We start from the raw sequence: 685 nt of genomic DNA, 5'->3' as shown, positions 1-685 counted from the left end.
GAAAAGGAGACTTGGTATTGCACAAGCATTACTCGGAAATCCCAAATTCATTATTTTAGATGAGCCGACTACGGGTCTTGATCCATCCGAACGAATTCGATTCCGTAATGTAATAGAGAGGCTGAGTAAAGATTATACGATCATACTATCCACTCATATTATTAGTGATATCGAATCTAGCTGTGAAAAATTAGCGGTTCTAAATAATGGCAATGTGCTCTATCAAGGAACGACTACTGGCCTGGCTCAAAAGGCTGTTAATTATATTTGGGAGTTTCAGGTGCCTTACACAGAATACGATCATATTGAAAAGAATCACTTGGTCATTTCTAGTAGAAGGGAATCAAACGATGTCATTTTCCGAGTCATCTCAAAAGAATCTCCACGTGCTGATGCTGTGGCTGTACAGCCAACCAYCGAGGATGGCTATATGGCAGCGATTAATGGGGTGATTTCATGAGCATGATCAAGCTTATTTTTCACAATGAAATGCGTTTATTATTTCGCAATAAATTTTTGGTACTCCCGTTTATTATCACTTTGATTTGTTGGGGCTATGTTATTTTCACGTATGAAAATCAAGCTATTCATTATGAAGAGACTGCTGCCGTTTTCTATGCTAGTTTTCAGTGGATAGTGATGTTGAACCAATTAACGATGGGCTTAATTTCCGTCTATATGGCTG

At 38.5% G+C, this 685-nt stretch carries 2 protein-coding genes; both read left to right on the top strand.

The annotated features are described in order from the left end of the window. A partial coding sequence (locus AC1DWN_RS34815; RefSeq protein ID WP_477563358.1) for a P-loop NTPase family protein occupies window positions 1-460 on the top strand: 460 nt, incomplete at its 5' end. Next, window positions 457-685 (top strand): hypothetical protein (locus AC1DWN_RS34810; protein WP_477563357.1); only part of this gene is annotated, 229 nt, incomplete at its 3' end. The genes AC1DWN_RS34815 and AC1DWN_RS34810, both read left to right, overlap by 4 nt.

The organism is Paenibacillus sp. P4_A7 (assembly GCF_056402455.1).
The sequence above is the reverse complement of the archived record's forward strand: the minus strand, read 5'-3'. Positions and strand labels throughout refer to the sequence as shown.